Raw genomic sequence first — 16,900 nt, 5'->3', positions numbered from 1 at the left:
CCTAGAACAGGCCCTGCACATGGCCGTCGGCATCGATCCCCACCCGCAGGGCCGAGGGCTCGCGCGGCAGGCCGGGCATGGTCATGATGTCGCCGCAGATCGCCACGATGAAGCCGGCGCCGGCCGCCAGCCGCACCTCGCGCACCGGGATGGTAAAGCCATCGGGTGCGCCAAGCGCCGCCGGATCGGCGGAAAAGGAATATTGCGTCTTGGCCATGCAGACCGGCAGATGGCCGTGGCCCGCCGCCTGCCATTCCTCCAGCCGCTCGATGATATGCGGCAGGAACTCGACCTGGCCCGCGCGATAGATCCGGCGGCAGATGGTCTCGATCTTCCCGGCCAGCGGCATGTCGTCGGGATAGAGCGGCGCGAAATCCGCGCCCCCCTCGGCCAGCGCGACCACGGCGCGGGCCAGGTCCTCGGCGCCCTTGCCGCCCTCGGCCCAGTGCCGGCACAGCACCGCCTGCACGCCCTGCGCGCGGCAATAATCGGTCAGCGCCGCGATCTCGGCCTCGGTATCGCCGGCGAAATGGTTGATCGCCACCACCACCGGCAGGCCGAAGCGGCGCAGGTTCTCGATATGCCGGCCCAGATTGGCGCAGCCCGCGCGCAGCGCCGCGACATCCTCGGTCCCCAGATCGGCGCGGGCGGCGCCGCCGTTCATCTTCAGCGCCCGCACGGTCGCCACCAGCACCGTCGCGTCGGGCTGCAGCCCGGCCAGACGGCACTTGATGTTCAGGAATTTCTCGGCCCCCAGATCGGCGCCGAAGCCGGCCTCGGTCACGACGTAATCCGACAGCGCCAGCGCCGTGCGCGTCGCCATGACCGAGTTGCAGCCATGCGCGATATTGGCGAAGGGCCCGCCATGGACGAAGGCCGGGTTGTTCTCCAGCGTCTGCACCAGGTTCGGCTGCAGGGCGTCGCGCAGCAGCACCGTCATCGCCCCCTCGGCCCCCAGGTCGCGCGCCGTCACCGGCCTGCGCTCGAAGGTCTGGCCGATGACGATGCGGCCCAGCCGCGCCTGCAGGTCGGCCAGGTCCGAAGCAAGGCACAGGATCGCCATCACCTCGGAGGCGACGGTGATGTCGAAGCCGCATTCGCGCGGCACGCCATTGGCCGGCCCGCCAAGCGCCACCACGATCTGCCGCAGCACCCGGTCGTTCATGTCCATGACCCGCCGCCAGGTCACCCGCCGCGGGTCGATGCGCAGCGCGTTGCCCCAGTGGATATGGTTGTCGATCATCGCCGCCAGCAGGTTGTGCGCGCTGGTCACCGCGTGGAAATCGCCGGTGAAATGCAGGTTCATGTCTTCCATCGGCACGATCTGCGCATGGCCGCCGCCGGCCGCCCCGCCCTTCATGCCGAAATTCGGCCCCAGGCTCGCCTCGCGGATGCAGACCGTCGCCCGCTTGCCGATCCGGTTCAACCCGTCGCCCAGACCGACCGTGGTCGTGGTCTTGCCCTCGCCCGCCGGCGTCGGGTTGATCGCGGTGACCAGGATCAGCCGGCCCCGGGGCCGCCCGGCCAGCGCGGCGACGGCCTCATGCGAAACCTTGGCCTTGTCATGGCCATAGGGCAGGAAATCGGCCTCGGCCAGGCCCAGCCGGCCGGCGATCTGCGCGATGGGCAGTTTCCGCGCCTCGCGGGCGATCTGGATATCCGATTTCATGATCCCTCCTCGGTTTGCGCGGACAGTTGAGCGGCTTGCGCCGGGCGAAGCAAGCCCCCGCCGCCGCCTTAGCGCAGTCCCAGCCGCGCCTGCAGGGGCGGCAGCCAGCCCTCGCGGCGCATCCAGACCGCCGCGATGGCCCAGAAGGCGGTGACCAGCCAGATGTCGATGCCGAGCCGCAGCCAGAAATTCAGCGGCCCGGCCGGAGCCGTCATGTCCAGCGCGTCGCCCCAAATCGACAGCATCACGCAGACGATGAACGAGAACAGCCCGCCGCGCCCGATCTCGGCCAGCGCCACGCCCGGCGCGGTCGCGGCCATCCAGGCGAAGGGCCGCGCCAAGGGCACCGCCACGATCCAGCTGGCCGCCAGAATGGCGGTGAAGCGCATGAAATCCAGCGACCACTTGTCGATGCCGCCGGTGATCTGGCGCAGGAACTGGCTGACCGGCTTGGCGGGCGCGCCGATCTTCCAGGCGATCACGATGGTCAGGCCGAACAGCAGCACGCCGGCCGAGATCCAGGTCAGCAGCGCCGAATGCCGGCGCAGCACCGGCATGATGCGGTCGCGGAAGGCGCCCATGGCCACGCCGGCAAAGAACAGCATCTGCCAGCCGAAGGGGTTGAACAGCAGCCCCGGACCCGGGCGCTGGTTCGGGATCAGCGCGTTCAGCGGCTGGGCGAAGATCCAGACCACCACCGAGACCGCCATGGCGAGCCAGGGCCAGCGCAGCATGAAGGGCACCGTCACCGGCACGGTGGCGATCAGCAGCACGTAAAGCGCCAGCACGTCCAGCAGGTTGGGCTGCATCCACATCAGCGCCACGGTGGCGACATAGCCGATGGGATGCTCGACGATCCAGCGCGCGTATTGGAACCAGACCGCGGTATGGTTCATCTGCAGCTTGAACAGCAGCGCCGAGAACAGCGCCAGCAGGATCGCCCCGGCGATCAGCGCCAGCCAGACCTGCGCGGCGCGGCGCAGGAAGCGGATCTGCGCGGCCCGCCGGCCCTCGCGCGCCTCGACCTTGATCCAGACCATGCCGACCAGGAATCCCGACAGCAGCACGAACAGCTCGGCCGCGTCGAAGACGGCGAAATTGGTCAGCGTCAGCTTGCGCAGCACGCCGATCGGCATGTGGTCCAGCATGATGCAGACCAGCGCATAGCCGCGCAGCATGTCCAGGGCGACGATACGGTTCATTGCGGCAGCCTTGCGAAGGCCTCGATCAGCGCGCGGTTCTCGATCAGCGCCAATTGCTCGGCCGGGCTGAGAAAGCTCAGCGCCTGGGCCTGAGAGCCGGCATGCCCGATCTTGGCCTCGGCCGAGATCGCGTCCAGCCGCTCGGCGATGGGGGTGCGCGGCGCCTCGGGCAGCAGCGCCATGATGCGGGCGCGAAGCGCCGGGTCGCGGCCCAGCTGGCCCAGCCCCTCGCGCGGCAGCATGCCGCCGATGCGGAAGTCCAGCGCATTGGCGGCGGTCAGCAGTTCGGGCGGCTCGCGCTCTTCGGGGGTGACCAGCAGGCCCTGCCGGCGCGCCCAGCGGCCGAAGACCGGGCTTGCAGACCAGCGCGAGGTCAGCGGCGACAGGATCAGCCCGGCCAGGATCGGCGACAGCCAGACCAGCTGCCAGGGCGCCAGGAAGGCCAGCACCAGAAGCGTCGCCGTGCCGGTGACGACATGGATGGCATGGCGGCGCAGCACCACGCGCCAGGGCGGCATCTGCCCGGCGCGGACCTGCGCCTCCCAGCCGGAATCGCGGCCGCGCAGGATCTCGGCGATCTGCCGGGTCTGGATCAGCATCTGCACCGGCGCGATCAGGGCCGAAAGCACGATCTCGAACATGGCCGAGGCCAGAAGCCGCACGTTGCCGCCCGAATCCTTGGCCAGCGGCCGCAGCCAGGCGCGAAAGATGGCGATGAATTTCGGCACCAGCAGGAAGGACATGGCGGCGACGAACAGCCACAGCATCCGCACCGGGTCGAAGGTCGGCCAGGTCGGGAACAGCTGATAGGTCTGCGGGAAGTAATCCGGCCGCGACAGCAGCACGTTGGCCGAAAGCGCAAGGCCGACGAGGATCATCGCCAGCCAGATCGGCGACATCAGAAAGCCGAGCATGCCGATGACGAAATGCACCCGGCTGATCCAGGCGAAGCCGCGCGAGAAGATCAGCCGCGCATGCTGCAGGTTGCCCTGCGCCCAGCGACGCTCGCGCACGGCCATGTCCAGCAGCGTGGGCGGGCAGCCCTCGAAGCTCTGGCGCAGGTCGTGGTCCAGCCGCACCTTCCAGCCGGCGCGGCGCAGCAGCGCCGCCTCGACGAAGTCGTGGCTCAGGATGGTGCCGCCGAAGGGCGGCTTGCCGGGCAGTTCCGGCAGCCCGCAGCATTGCGCGAAGGCGGCGACCCGGATGATGGCGTTATGGCCCCAGAAATTGCCGCTGTCGCCCGACCAGGCGGACACGCCGCGGGCGATGGCCGGCCCATAGATGCGGCCGGCGAATTGCGTCAGCCGGGCAAAGATGGTCTGGCCGCCGACCAGCATGGGCATGGTCTGGATCAGGCCGATGGCCGGGTCGGCGTTCATCCGCGCCGACAGCGTCTTGATCGTCGCGGCGCCCAGGATGCTGTCGGCGTCCAGCACCACCATCTGGTCGTAGCGCCCGCCCCAGCGGCGCACGAATTCGCCGACATTCCCCGCCTTGCGGCCGGTATTGCTGCGCCGGCGGCGATACCAGACCGGCACCGGCGAGATGTCGCGCAGCCGGCTGACCGCCGCCATCTCCTCGAAGACGGCGCCCGGCTCGCGGCTGTCCGAGAGCACGAAGATCTCGGCCCGCCCGGCCAGCCCGACGCGATAGAGGTCGCGCGCCAGGGCGGCCAGCAGCCCGGTCGTGGCCGCCGCGTTCTCGTGATAGACCGGCATGATCACGGCGATCCTGGCCTCGTTCGGCCCGTCGGGCGTGCGCAGCCGCCGCGCGAAAAGCCCGGCGAGCATCGAGGCGAAGGAAAAGCCGACCCAGGTGAAGGTCAGCGCGAACAGCACCAGCAGCACCGATTGCAGCCAGGTCGTGCTGGTGCCGAAGGTCAGCACCATCTGCCGCCAGCCCATCCAGGCGATCGCCGCCGCGCCGCCGAAGGCCACCAGCCGCGCCGCGACGGTGCCGGGCGAAGGCCAGCGGCTGTCCGGTCCCTGCGGCGGGCGGCCGCGGAAATCCTGCTCGGGCATCTCCAGCGGCGCCTCGGGCGGCGTCGCCGGCCCCTCGGGCTGCGGCAGGTCCAGCGCCTCCCAGCTCTCCTCCGCCGCAAGGGGCAGCGGGCCGGGGCTGTATGTCGCGCTCACCCTGCTCACTCGCGGGTCCAACGGGCGATCCAGGTTTCGCTGAGCGGCCCGTTGGGGCCGTTCAGAACCGCCGAGAGATCGGCCAGCCTGGCGCCCTCGGGCAGGTATTCGAAGGCCAGCCGCATCCGCCCCTGTTCGGGCAGGCGCAGCAGATAGCTGTGGCCGATGCGGCCGGCCGAGGCGCGCAGCTGCGGCACCGGGTCCTCCGAGCCGAAGAGATCCAGATCGAAATCGACGATATAGGTCCGGGCATTGGCATTGTTGACCGCCTTGCCCGACATCGTCTCGATCACGCGGGAAATCGGCGCCCGGTCAGGCACTTCCGCCGCAAAGGTAAGAATGTAGTCGAAATCGTAGCGATTGCCCTTGCGCAGCGTGTCGGCCGGCTGCCAGAACGAGACGATGTTGTCGTTGAACTCGTTCTCGACCGGGATCTCGACCAGCGTGACCGTGCCCTTGCCCCAGTCGTCCTGCGGCGCGATCCAGGCCGAGGGCCGCTTTTCATAGCGCGCCTCGGCATCCTTGTAGGATTCGAAGTCGCGCGCCCGCTGCGCAAGGCCGAAGCCCAGCGGATCATTGTCCATGAAGGCCGAGATCTGCAGCGTGCTGTGCCCCGACAGCACCCGCCACAGCCGCTGCTCGCTGCCGGTCAGCATCTGCAGCCCGTCGCTGTCATGCACGGCGGGGCGGTAATCGTCCACGCGCGACCGGTCGGTCGGCCCGAACCAATACATCGAGGTCAGCGGCGCGATGCCGACATTGCGCATGTCCTGGCGCGGGAACAGCGCCACCCGAGTGTTGAACACCGTCTCGGCGCCGGGAATGATGCGGAACTGGAAGGCGCCCGAGACCGAGCGGCTGTCCAGGAGCGCATGGACCAGCACCGAGCGGTCCTGCGAGGCGGGCTTGTGGATCCAGAAGCCGCGGAACAGCGGGAATTCCTCGCCCTCGGCACTGCCGGTGCCGATGGCCAGCCCGCGCGCCGACAGCCCGTAAAGCGTGCCGCGGGCCACGGCGCGGAAATAGCTCGCCCCCTGAAAGACCGCGATCTCGTCCATGACGTCGGGGCGGTTCAGCGGCGCGCGCAGGCGAAATCCCGACCAGCCCATGCTGCCCAGCGTCTCGTAATCCACGCCGTCGGGGAATTGCGCCGGGTCGAAGTCGAACATGTGCGGATCGAAGCGCACCGGGATCACCACGCCTTCGTCGACCAGGCTGATATCCACCGGCTCGTGGAAGATGGCGCCGGGCGGCAGCAGGTCCAGCGCGAAGTCGCGGCTGCCGGCCCAGGGATCGCGGTCGCGGCGGAAGCGGATGCCGCGATACTGGTCATAGGTCAGGTTGGCGAAACTGCCGACCAGCTCGGCATCGCGATATTCATAGGGCTTGGCGGCCAGGTCCCGGGCCATCTCCACCACGTTCTCGAAGCCGAAGGGCGCGGCCTCCTCGACCGTCTCGACCGTCTCGACCGGCTCGGCGGCGGGTTCCGGCGGGGCTTCGGGGCTTTCCTGCGCCAGGGCCGCCCCCAGCGAGGAAGACAGCGCGCTGACGGCCGTCATGGCCGCTCCGGCAGAGATGACAAATTCGCGACGACGCATCGACCGACCCCATTCTTCGGGCGGAAAAGCCCGGAAATTCCGGGGGGATTTCGCATTGCCGCGCGGATCAGGCAAGCCTTTTCGCGTCGAAAGGCAGGCTCTTGCCGAGAGTTGATCGAAAACGCGCGGGAAAGGGCCGCGCCGGAAAGCCCGCGCGGCCCGTCTTGCCCGTATCCTGCCTTAACGGTTGATTTCCCGCATCACCTGTCCGCGCGGGTTCAGTTCGACCGCGACCGGCTCGCCTTCGGGGTTCACGGCCAGGGCCACGACGCGCGGACCGTCCTGCATGATCTCGCCGATGCGGCTGTAGCCGGCCGAGGTCAGCGCCATGCGCAGTTCGCCCCGGTCAAGCTGGACGGGGGACAGCGCACCCTGCTGCTGCGGCGCGGGCGCCTCGGGCGCGGTCCCGGCGGGCGCCGGCGGCATGTCGCGGCCCGGCGCGGGCCGTTCGCCGCCGCGATCCCCGCGCGGGCCCTGGTGCCGGTCGCGATGACCCTCGCGCCGGTCATGGCCGCGGTGATGGAAGCCCTTGTCCCGCCGGTCGTCATGGCGCTTGCCATGCCGTTCGCCGCGATCGGCATCGCCGCGGCCAAAGCGCAGCAGCGTGCCGTCCTGGGCAAAGGCGGCGCGGACCTTGTTCTTGTCGCCGTCCCGGCCCGCCAGCATCACGCCGCGCTCGCCCGAGAACACCGCCTGCAGGGTGCCCAGCTCGCCGAAGACCGCGCTGTCGCGCACGGCTTGCGGCACGAGCTGATCGATCAGCGCCTGCGGCAAGGCGTCCTCGCCACGGGCGCGCAGGCCGCGCAGCTGGCCTTCGGCGTCCAGCATGGCGTCGATCTGCGTGCCGTCGGCCAGCTTGCCCTCGATCCTTGTGCTGCCGCGCGGTCCGCGCTTGCTGGTCACGTCGCCAAGCCCCGCGTCCTGCAGCGCCTGCGGCAGGGCCACCGGGGCCGGCGCCTCGGCGGCGGGCGGTGCCGCCGGCGGCGTCTCCTGCGCAAGCACCGGCGCCGACAGCACGGCCAGCAGCGCCGAAAGCGCGATCGAGGTCGAGAATGTTCTGCTCATCTCTGGTTCCTTCCTTCTCGGGGCATCTTCAGCGGCCCCGGACGAATCGCTTGATAGCCGCCGCCCGACCAACCGAATGCCAACGACCCGTTTGGCTTTCGTTTGGATTTCGCCCATTAGATAGGGGCGATGAACCGTATGCGCATCCTGTCCCTGCCCCTTGCCGCCGTGCTGGCCCTGCCGGCGCTGGCCGAGGAGCGCCACGACCGCGGCCCGCCATGGCCCGAGGACTGGGCGCCCGAGTTCGAAAGTCTGGAGCGGCGCGATCTCCGCATCCTGCCGCTGCACCGCGCCGCCGAGATCGTCGCCGAACGGTTCCGCGGCCGGCTGATCGCCGCGCGCATCGTGCCGCCCCGCGCCGAGGAGCGCGCCCGCGGCGTGGTGCTGGTGCACGAGCTGCGCCTGCTGACGCCGAAACGCGACGTGCTGCTGATCCGGCTGGACGCGCATCGCGGCGATTTCCTGGAAGTGGCGGGGGCCGGGCTGACCGATGCCCGCCGGAAGGGTCCGAAACCATGAAGTGCCTGCCATGAAATGCCTGCCATGAAATGCCTGATCGTCGAGGATGACCCGACGCTGTCCTCGCAGCTGGCCGCCGCCATGCGCGACGGCGGCTTCGCCTGCGACATCGCCGCCGACGGCACGCAGGGCGAGTTCCTCGGCTCGACCGAGACCTATGACCTGGCGATTCTCGACCTCGGCCTGCCCGGCCTGCCCGGCATCGAGGTGCTGACCCGCTGGCGCGAGGGCGGCGTGACCATGCCGGTGCTGATCCTGACCGCGCGCGGCGACTGGACCGACAAGGTGGCGGGGTTCCGCGCCGGCGCGGACGATTACGCGGTAAAGCCCTTCCGGCTGGAAGAGGTGGTGATCCGCGCCCAGACCCTGGTGCGCCGCGCCGCCGGCCATGCGCAGGCGGTGATCAAGGCCGGGCCGCTGCGGCTCGACACCCAGCTGGGGGTCATCACCCGCAACGGGCTGGCGCTGAAGCTGACCGCATTCGAGACCCGCATCCTCGCCTATCTGATCCATCACCAGAACCGCGTGGTCAGCCGCAGCGAGCTGTCGGATCACCTCTACGATTCCGCCGCCGACCGCGACTTCAAGTCCATCGAGGTGGTGATCGGCCGGCTGCGCAGGAAGATCGGCGACGGGCTGATCGAGACCCGGCGCGGCGAGGGCTATGTGCTGAGGGCCGACGCTTGATCCTGCCGCGCGATTCGATCCGCGCCCGGCTGATCGGGCTGGCGGCGCCGCTGACCGGGGTGGCGCTGGTCGCGGGCTATCTGGCCATCGCCGCGATCCTCGAGGATTTCATCACCGGCCGCTTCGACGCCGAGACCGAGGCGGTGGCCGACGCGCTGATCGCGGGCGCCACGATCGGCGCCGACGGCCGGCTGGCGGCCGGTCCCGCGCCCGCCGATCCGCGTTTCGAGATGCCGCTTTCGGGCTGGTTCTGGCAATTGACCCAGGACGGCCAGGTGGTGGCGAAATCGCCCTCGCTCTTCGACAATGTGCTGAACCCGCCCGAGGCGGATTTTCAGGGCGGCCCCGGCCTTGGCCCCGCGGGCGAGCCGCTGCGGGTGGCGCGCCACGCCTTCACCCTGCCCGATTCCGCCTCGGCGCTGGCCGTGACCGTCACCGCGCCGCGGGCCGAGATCGACGCCGCCATGGCGCGGCTGCGCCGGCCGCTGGCGGTCTCGCTCGCCGTGCTGGGGCTGGCGCTGGCGCTGGCCAGCCTTCTGCAGGTGGCGGCGGGGCTGCGCAGCCTCGACCGGCTCGGCCGCGACCTCCGCGACATCCGCGCCGGCCGGGCCGAGGCGCTGCCCCTGCCCGGCGTGGCCGAGCTGCGCCCCGTGGCCGCCGAGATCAACGGGCTGCTGCAACAGAACCGCGCCGTCCTCGCCCGCTCGCGCGAGCATGTGGGCAACCTGGCGCATTCGCTCAAGACGCCGCTGGCGGCGCTGGACAATGCCCTGCCGGCCGATCATCCCGGCCATGCGCTGATCGCGCGCATGGACCGGCAGATCGGCTGGCATCTGCGCCGTGCCCGCAGTTCGGCCGCGCCGCGCCTGCTGGGCCAGCATACTCCGGTCGTCCCGGTGATCCGGGACATCCTGCTGGTGCTGGGCGGCCCGATCCGCGAGGCAGGCTTGCAGGTCGAGATCCGGGCCGAAGCGGACCCCGCCTTCGCCGGCGAGCGGCAGGATCTTGAGGAGATGATCGGCAACCTGGTCGAGAACGCGGTGAAATGGGCCTCGCGCCGGGTCCGCATCACCGCCCTTTCCGAGGGCGAGCGGCTGCGCCTGCTGATCGAGGATGACGGGCCCGGCATGTCGGATGCGGATCACGCGCGGGCTCTGACCCGCGGCACCCGTCTGGACGAGGCCGGCCCGCCCGGCAGCGGGCTCGGCCTAGCCATCGTCGCCGACCTTGCGGCGTTGCACGGCGGCAGGCTGGCGCTTGAGCGTTCGGCCCTGGGCGGGCTTTGCGCGGCCCTGTGCCTGCCGGGCATTCCGGCTTTGCCGAAGGGGGCGCGCTAGCACGCCGCATCCGGGCCGACGCGCAGGCTTGACTTCCGGTTTCATGTCGGGTCTGTGAACGTCGCAAGCGGCAAGCCGTTGCCATGCCTTGCCCGGCAGGAGCGCCGGCCTGGGGGCTTGATGCGGATGGATGGCCGAGTGGTTTAAGGCACTGGTCTTGAAAACCAGCGAATCGAAAGGTTCCGTGGGTTCGAATCCCACTCCATCCGCCATAATCAATTGATATTTATAAGAAAAACCGCCATTCGGCGGCATGCCCGCCATCATGCCCGCCTTTATGTCTGCGGTTGGCTGCTGCCGATTGCGGTCGTGAGTGATGCGGATGCGCCACGCGCTGGAATGGATCAGAGCCAGCCCCTGCCCCGCCCGCGCGATCTGTCGCAGGGCCGTGAGCGCACCAGGACGGCTGCCCGTGCCGGCTGCTTTCGATCCGCCCGGCTGCGATCCAGTTCATCACCGTGCGGCGCGTCACGCCCATCCCCACCTTCAGCCAGCGAATCTGACCGACGCCGCCGATCCGGCCTGCCGTGCCGAGATGGACGGGGTCGGTGCACGACCCCGAAACGCCAAAGGCAGCCCGGAGGCTGCCTTGCAACGTCGGTGGCGACGCTTCACTCGGCCGCGAAGCTGGTGGCGAACTGTCCGCACCAGTCGTTCGACTTGACGACCGGCCAATAGCCCCTGGTATCCGCATCCTTCTGGGTGACCGGCGGGTTGGCGCGGCACAGGCCGGAATCCGAAAGCGTGCTGGCGGAGTTGGCGACGTGATCCTCATAGAACGCGCAGGCGTTGCAAGCGGTCTTTGCCATGTTGGTTTCTCCTGTCTGGCTGGGTCCTGTGGTGGCTGGCTGGCTTTCCGCTGGCTGGCGACCTTGAGCCGGATATAGAGAGGGATTGGCGGAAGGTCAACGAATAATCTAGCAAAAACATATAGTTGACAGAATTCCTCGGTGACATTTTCCTGATGCGAACTGTCGGGTTCGGGTTTTGCGTCCCGTGGAAAACGCTCAGGAATGCGCGGCACGCCCGTGCCACCCGTGGCCGGCGCCCGGCCGCGCCCTCCGGCAGTGGCGAGGTTCTCGGGCCGGCGCGGAGCCCGCGGCAGATTCCCGATTCCGGCCGCTTTCCGGCAGGCGGCGCCTTCCCGCGCCGCAGGCGGGCGGATTCCGCCGGTTCCATCCCGCAGCAGGCAGAGGGGTACCGATCCCTCCGGCACCAAAGCGTCCTTGCCCCCGCGCGGCGGGCTTCAGGGCCCGGTCCCCACCCGGCGGATTGTCGCGGCCCCGCGGCGGCACCGGATTGGCGCTTGACAGCCCGCGGCGCCCTGCGGCAATGCAAGGCCGCTACGGTTCCGGCGCCATGCCGGATGAAAAGGGAACACCGGTGCGCCCGCCGGCCGCAAGACGGCCAGGGCAAGGCCGGGGCTGCCCCCGCAACTGTATGCGGTGAGCGAAGGCCGCAGGCGCCACTGGGCAACCCCCGGGAAGGCCGGCCCGAGCAACGATCCGCAAGCCAGGAGACCTGCCGCAGCGATCACCCATTTCCGGCGCGGGGCGCGCCCGGGAAGCGGCCGTTCCGCAGAGGTGACAGTCGCCGTCCCGCGGCCGGGCTGTCGGGCCTGTCCGCAGGGCAGTTCTGCAAATCGCGGGGCCGGGCCCCGTGCTGGAAAGGCTTTGGAATGTTCAGAACCCCGGTCTCTCTGCTGGCCGCCGCCGCCCTGCTCCTTCCCGCCGCCGCCACGGGCCAGGAGAGCCAGGCGCCCGTCATGCTCGACCCCGTGATCCTGTCGGGCGGCCTGTCGCCGGTCGCCGAAAGCGCCTATGGCCGCGCCCACAGCATCCTGACCGCCGGGGATCTGCAAGAGCGCGGCTTCGTCACCGTCCAGGACGCGCTGCGCGACCTGCCCGGCCTGGCCGTGACCTCGACCGGCGAGGCCCTGACCAAGGTCCGCATCCGCGGCGGCGAAGCCAATCACGTGCTGGTGCTGATCGACGGGGTCGAGGCCAATGCCCCCGGCAGCGGCGACTATGTGTTCGGCGGCCTGCTGACCGAGGATGTCGAGCGCATCGAGGTGCTGCGCGGCCCGCAATCGACGATCTACGGCGCCAATGCCGCCGCCGGGGTGATCGCGATCACCACCCGCCGCACCAATGCCCCGGGGCTGAGCTATGGCGGCGGGGTCGAGATCGGCGGCCAGGGCACCCGCGCCGCCAGCGCCCATCTTCGCGCCATGGGCGCGCGCGGCCAGATCAGCCTCTCGGCCGCGACGCGCCATACCGATGGCGAGGACGCCTCGCGCACGCCGGGCGGCGATACCGAGTTCAACGACCGCGACAGCCTGACCCTCGGCGGCTCATACGACATCAGCGAGGCGGTAACCGCCGGCTTCACCCTGCGCCGCAGCTGGCAGGAATACGGCTATGACGAATCGGTGTCCTTCGTCGCCTCGCCCGACGAATACCTGCGGGACGAGCCATGGACCGCCGACCGGGACGAGACCTACGGCTCGCTCTGGCTCGAAGCCGAGGCGCTGGGGGGTCGGCTGCTGAACCGCTTCGCCCTTTCGGGCAGCAACCAGGCCACCGCGCATTTCTACGACGGCCGGCCGGATTACGACGACGCCTCGCGGCTGCGGGATCTCAGATATACCGGCACATGGGCGCTTGATGGCGGCGATGCCCGCAACTCGGCGCAGAAGCTGAATGTCGCGCTGCAGAAGAAACGAGATATCTACGAGGCCTCCTTCGCACCGGGCGGCCGGTATGAGCGTGATACGAGATCGGCCGCGCTGGAATATCAGGGCCGGTTCGACAACGGGATCGGCATCCAGGCCGGCCTGCGGCGCGATTTCAACGAGGATTTCCGCAACGCCACCACCTGGAACGTCGCCGGCGCGTGGCAAATGCCCGACCGCGACCTGCGCCTGCGCGCGGCCGCCGGCAAGGCCATCGTCAACCCCACCATGTTCGAGCTTTACGGCTATACGCCCGGCACCTATCGCGGCAACCCGGACCTCTTGCCCGAGACCAGCCGCGGCTATGAGATCGGCGCCGATCTGGGCTTTGCCGCCGGAAGGGGCCGGCTGGGGGCGACCCTGTTCACCAGCAAGGTCGAGGACATGATCGCCGGGGCCGGGGAAACCTCGACGAACATCGCCGGCACCAGTACCCGCAAGGGATTCGAGCTGGAACTGGATCTGCAGGCAAGCGACCGGCTGCGCTTCGGCGCGAACTATACCTATGCCGATGCGCAGACCGCGGAAGGCGAACCCATCGCCGGCCAGCCCCGCCACCTGCTGGGGCTGCGTGCCACGGCCGGCTTCGCGCAGGGCCGCGGCTCGGTCACCGCCGATCTGCGCTATGTCGCGGGCAACTACGGCACGGAATGGTTCCGCAACTGGACCCCGCCCACCACCGAACTGCCGGATTACGTGACCGTGAACCTGGCCGCCGGCTATGACCTGACCGGCAATGTCCGGCTGACCGGCCGCGTCGTGAACCTGTTCGACCGGGACTATTCCGAGGCCTGGGGCTATTACGGCCAGGGCCGCACCCTCTATGCCGGGGTGACGGCGCAATGGTAGGGCGGCTCGGCCTTGCCGCCTGCCTGCTGGCCGGCCTGGCCCTGCCCGGCTTCCTGCAGCCCGCCGCGGCCGATCCGCCGCGCCGGGTGCTGTCGATGAACCTCTGCACCGACCAGCTGGCGATGCTGCTGGCGGCGCCGGGGCACCTGGTCTCGGTCTCGTATCTGGCGCAGGATCCGACCGCCTCGGCCATGGCCGAGGAGGCCGCGCGCCTGCCCGTCAATCACGGCCTGGCCGAGGAGATCGTCCTGATGCGGCCCGATCTGGTGCTGGCCGGCGGCTGGACCGCATCGGGGACGATCCGGCTGTTGCAGCGGCTGGACGTCCCGGTCGAGGTCTTCCCGGTCGAGACCGACATTGCCGGCATCCGCGCCAATATCCGCCGCATGGGCGAGGTGCTGGGCCGCGAGGCGGCGGCCGAGGCGCTGCTGGCGCGTTTCGACGCCGATCTGGCGCGGCTGGCCGATGCCCCGCCCGCCCCCCGCCCGCGCGCCGCGCTTTACGCGGTGAACGGCTACAGCTCTGGCACGGCCACCCTGGCCGGTCAGATCGTGGCGCTGGCCGGCTTCGACAATGTCGCGGACGAGCTGGGCCTGCCCACGGGCGGGGTGCTGGCGCTGGAAACCCTGCTGCTTTCCGACCCCGACCTGCTGGTCGAGGGCCGCCGCTACCCGGGCCACGCCCGCGGGCAGGAGGTGCTGGACCACCCGGCGCTGAAGGCGCTGACCGCCGGCAGGCCCGCCGAGGTCATGGCCGATCCCGACTGGGTCTGCGGCACCCCCTTCATCCTGCGCGCCGTGGCCCAGCTGCGCGCCGCGCGCCTGGCCCTGCGAGAGGCGCGATGAGCGGGCCGCGCTATCCGCTGCTGATCGCCGCGCTTTCGGCGCTGGTGGCAGTGCTGTTTCTGGCATCGCTGCTGACCGGCCCGGCCGGGATCGGCGTGGGCCAGAGCCTCGCCGCGCTGTTCGGCGGGGGCGACGGGACGCTTGCCCTGATCATGCGCGAGCTGCGCCTGCCCCGCGCCATCCTCGGCCTGCTGGTCGGCGCGGCGCTGGGAATGTCGGGCGCGGTGCTGCAGGGCTTCCTGCGCAACCCGCTGGCCGAGCCGGGGCTGATCGGCACCAGCGCCTCGGCGGCGCTGGGGGCGGTGCTGGCGATCCAGACCGGGCTGTCGGCGGCCTTTCCGCTGGGCCTGCCGCTGGCGGCGCTGGCGGGCGCGGCGCTGTCGGTGCTGCTGGTGCTGGCGCTGGCCGGGCCGCGCGGCGGCACGCTGGCGCTGATCCTGGCCGGCATCGCCATCTCGGCGCTGGCCGGTGCCGGGACCTCGCTGGTGCTGAACCTGTCGCCCAATCCCTTCGCCGCCAACGAGATCGTGTTCTGGATGATGGGCTCGCTGGCGGATCGCTCGATGCTTCATGTCTGGATCGCGGCGCCGTTCATGGGCTTGGGCTTCGCGGTGCTCTGGCCCACGCGCCAGGCGCTTCAGGCGCTGACGCTGGGCGAGGATGCGGCGGCCTCCAGCGGCGTGCATCTGGGGCAGCTGCGGCTGATGCTGGTCGCGGGCATCGCCGCGCTGATCGGCAGTGCCACGGCGGTCGCGGGCACCGTGGGCTTCGTCGGGCTGGTGGTGCCGCATGTGCTGCGCCGCGCCGTCGGCGCCAGCCCGGCGCGGCTGGTCCCCGCCGCGGCGCTGGGGGGCGCGGCCACGGTGCTGGCCGCCGACATCGCCGTGCGGCTGATCGCCCCGGGCCGCGACCTGAAGCTTGGGGTGCTGACGGCGCTGGTCGGCGCGCCCTTCTTCCTGCACCTGATCCTGAAAACCCGGCGCGAGGGGCTGTGACCATGCTGGAGCTGCGCGCCCTGTCCCTGCACCGCGCCGGCCGTCCGGTGCTGGACGGCATCGACCTGCGCCTTGGCGGCGGCGAGTTCGTCGGCCTGCTGGGTCCGAACGGTGCCGGCAAGACCACGCTCTTGCGCGCGGCGCTGGGGCTCTTGCCGGCGCGGGGCCACAGCTCGCTGGCCGCGCTGCCGGTGCGCGAGCGCGCCCGCGCCGCCGCCTATATGCCGCAGGGCCGCGAGATCGCCTGGCCGATGCCGGTCGAGGCGCTGGTGGCGCTTGGCCGCATCGCCCATCCGCATTCCGCAGGCAGCGCCGACCGCGCCGCCATCGAACGCGCCATCGCCGCGCTGCATCTGGACCCGCTGCGCCACCGCCGCGCCACCGAGCTGTCGGGGGGCGAGCAGGCCCGCACGCTGATCGCCCGCGCGCTGGCGCAGGAAACACCGCTGCTGATCGCCGATGAACCGATCGCCGGGCTGGACCCGGCGGCGCAGATCGAGGTGATGCGGCTGTTTCGCCGGCTTGCCGACCAGGGCCATGCCGTCCTGGCCTCACTGCACGACCTGGGGCTGGCGGCGCGGCATTGCACGCGGCTGGTCATGCTGGATCAGGGCAAGATCGCCGCCGACGGCCCGCCCGGGACGGTGCTGACGGCGGAAAACCTCGCCCGCGTCTTCGGCATCACCGCCCATCTGGCGCAGGGACCCGGCGGCATCCTGTTCCAGCCGCTCGGCACCATTCCGGCAGATGCACGGTGACCGGCATGTTGCCCGCCCATCCGGGTCGGCCGGCATATCGACCGCAGGACCGCCAGGCTTGGCTTGCAGGAGCGCGGGCCGTGCCATTCCGCCATCCCCTTCCGGGCGCGGCCGGCAGAATGGCGGCCCTCGCCCGACCGCGACGCTGCGGCGGCTGAAGGACCGCAGCGCCAAGACAGATGCGCAGGCATGTCCGCGCTGACGAGTCGCGCAACCTCCCTGCCGACCGGATGCTGCTCATCGCGCAGAGGCCATAGCGCCGGCGTGGTCTCGGGGAAGGAAACCGGCACGAAGCAGCCCCATCCGTCCGACGGGCCGGGACAAAGGACGTCTTGCAAGATCCGCCGGGGAAGGAAGAGTTCGTGAAAATGGCAGCCCGTAGGGGAGTCGAACCCCTCTTTTCAGGTTGAAAACCTGACGTCCTAACCGATAGACGAACGGGCCATGCCGGCAAGCCCGCTCTTAAGCCAGGCCCGCCTCCGCTGCAAGGGGCCGGGCGCATTCCGC

General features: G+C 70.5%; 13 protein-coding genes, 2 tRNA genes and 1 riboswitch. Of the genes, 8 read left to right on the top strand and 7 right to left on the bottom strand.

The window, feature by feature from the left end; genetic code table 11:
• Window position 1: 1 nt before the first annotated feature.
• From LOS78_RS13015 to LOS78_RS12995, 5 genes are all read right to left on the bottom strand, one after another.
• Entirely contained in the window at window positions 2-1,669 is a 1,668-nt protein-coding gene (locus tag LOS78_RS13015; RefSeq protein WP_230376991.1) for a formate--tetrahydrofolate ligase, read from the bottom strand.
• A 68-nt stretch (window positions 1,670-1,737) separates the two neighbouring features.
• Window positions 1,738-2,871, bottom strand: a complete 1,134-nt coding sequence (locus tag LOS78_RS13010) for an OpgC domain-containing protein (RefSeq protein ID WP_230378506.1) — start codon at window positions 2,869-2,871, stop codon at window positions 1,738-1,740.
• Window positions 2,868-5,006 carry a glucans biosynthesis glucosyltransferase MdoH gene (gene mdoH, locus LOS78_RS13005; RefSeq protein WP_230378505.1) on the bottom strand — a complete coding sequence of 713 codons (2,139 nt, stop codon included), beginning with the start codon at window positions 5,004-5,006 and terminating at the stop codon, window positions 2,868-2,870. The genes LOS78_RS13010 and mdoH overlap by 4 nt, the downstream gene beginning before the upstream one ends.
• A gap of 5 nt (window positions 5,007-5,011) precedes the next feature.
• Window positions 5,012-6,565 (bottom strand): glucan biosynthesis protein, encoded by a 1,554-nt coding sequence (locus LOS78_RS13000; RefSeq protein WP_230378504.1) that lies wholly within the window; start codon window positions 6,563-6,565, stop codon window positions 5,012-5,014.
• 219 nt (window positions 6,566-6,784) lie between these two features.
• Complete coding sequence (locus LOS78_RS12995; protein ID WP_230378503.1) at window positions 6,785-7,669, bottom strand: hypothetical protein; 885 nt, start codon at window positions 7,667-7,669, stop codon at window positions 6,785-6,787.
• Between the two features lie 129 nt (window positions 7,670-7,798).
• On the opposite strand from LOS78_RS12995, the gene LOS78_RS12990 reads away from it, so the two are divergent.
• From LOS78_RS12990 to LOS78_RS12975, 4 genes are all read left to right on the top strand, one after another.
• Window positions 7,799-8,188 (top strand): hypothetical protein, encoded by a 390-nt coding sequence (locus LOS78_RS12990; RefSeq protein WP_230378502.1) that lies wholly within the window; start codon window positions 7,799-7,801, stop codon window positions 8,186-8,188.
• Between the two features lie 24 nt (window positions 8,189-8,212).
• A complete protein-coding gene (locus LOS78_RS12985; protein WP_230378501.1) occupies window positions 8,213-8,875 on the top strand; it encodes a response regulator transcription factor in 663 nt (220 codons plus the stop codon).
• Window positions 8,872-10,212, top strand: coding sequence for a HAMP domain-containing sensor histidine kinase (locus tag LOS78_RS12980; RefSeq protein ID WP_230378500.1), 1,341 nt, complete (start codon window positions 8,872-8,874; stop codon window positions 10,210-10,212). The genes LOS78_RS12985 and LOS78_RS12980 overlap by 4 nt, the downstream gene beginning before the upstream one ends.
• Before the next feature lie 124 nt (window positions 10,213-10,336).
• Window positions 10,337-10,424 (top strand) — tRNA-Ser (locus LOS78_RS12975).
• Window positions 10,425-10,823: 399 nt separating this feature from the next.
• Here LOS78_RS12975 and LOS78_RS12970 read toward each other — a convergent pair.
• Window positions 10,824-11,021, bottom strand: coding sequence for a hypothetical protein (locus LOS78_RS12970; protein WP_028712114.1), 198 nt, complete (start codon window positions 11,019-11,021; stop codon window positions 10,824-10,826).
• 520 nt (window positions 11,022-11,541) lie between these two features.
• Window positions 11,542-11,756, top strand: a riboswitch (cobalamin riboswitch).
• A 134-nt stretch (window positions 11,757-11,890) separates the two neighbouring features.
• Here LOS78_RS12970 and LOS78_RS12965 point away from each other — a divergent pair.
• Genes LOS78_RS12965 through LOS78_RS12950 form a run of 4 tightly spaced genes read left to right on the top strand, consistent with a single transcriptional unit; the run spans window position 11,891 to window position 16,393 of the window.
• Entirely contained in the window at window positions 11,891-13,795 is a 1,905-nt protein-coding gene (locus tag LOS78_RS12965; protein ID WP_230378499.1) for a TonB-dependent siderophore receptor, read from the top strand.
• Entirely contained in the window at window positions 13,789-14,640 is an 852-nt protein-coding gene (locus LOS78_RS12960) for an ABC transporter substrate-binding protein (RefSeq protein WP_230378498.1), read from the top strand. Before LOS78_RS12965 ends, LOS78_RS12960 begins: the two co-directional genes overlap by 7 nt.
• The gene (locus LOS78_RS12955; RefSeq protein ID WP_230378497.1) at window positions 14,637-15,635 is read left to right on the top strand and encodes an iron ABC transporter permease; all 999 of its coding nucleotides are present in this window, start codon (window positions 14,637-14,639) and stop codon (window positions 15,633-15,635) included. Before LOS78_RS12960 ends, LOS78_RS12955 begins: the two co-directional genes overlap by 4 nt.
• A gap of 2 nt (window positions 15,636-15,637) precedes the next feature.
• Window positions 15,638-16,393: an ABC transporter ATP-binding protein gene (locus LOS78_RS12950; protein WP_230378496.1), complete on the top strand. Its 756-nt coding sequence runs from the start codon at window positions 15,638-15,640 to the stop codon at window positions 16,391-16,393.
• Between the two features lie 369 nt (window positions 16,394-16,762).
• Here LOS78_RS12950 and LOS78_RS12945 read toward each other — a convergent pair.
• Window positions 16,763-16,837: transfer RNA gene (locus LOS78_RS12945), tRNA-Glu, on the bottom strand.
• Between the last annotated feature and the right edge of the window lie 63 nt (window positions 16,838-16,900).

It is taken from the genome of Paracoccus sp. MA (genome assembly GCF_020990385.1).
Taxonomy (GTDB): domain Bacteria; phylum Pseudomonadota; class Alphaproteobacteria; order Rhodobacterales; family Rhodobacteraceae; genus Paracoccus.
Note: the sequence above shows the minus strand (reverse complement) of the source record. Positions and strands in the feature narration are given on the sequence as shown.